The following is a 217-nucleotide window of genomic DNA, read 5'->3' on the forward strand; positions in this document are numbered from 1 at the left end:
CGTAAGCGTCAAATAACTCGGTGGATAGAAAAAAGAGCAAAACTCGTGTAAACAGAGCTTTGCTCTATTGGCAGGCTTCCTGGACTTCTGGGCTCCAGGGAAGGTAATCTTCAAGAAACTCCGGATGTTGTCCAAACTGAACCTCCGGCAATTGGCTGAAGATGAATTGAAGATATTTAAACGGATTAAGACCATTTGCCTTAGCACTTTCGATGAT

Annotated in this window: 1 protein-coding gene; it reads right to left on the reverse strand. The window is 43.3% G+C overall.

The features are described 5' to 3' along the window. Positions 1 to 64 precede the first annotated feature (64 nt). A partial coding sequence (locus FKP33_RS26865) for a transposase domain-containing protein (RefSeq protein ID WP_141336838.1) occupies positions 65 to 217 on the reverse strand: 153 nt, incomplete at its 5' end.

This window comes from Paenibacillus sp. tmac-D7 (genome assembly GCF_006519665.1).
GTDB lineage: Bacteria > Bacillota > Bacilli > Paenibacillales > NBRC-103111 > Paenibacillus_G > Paenibacillus_G validus.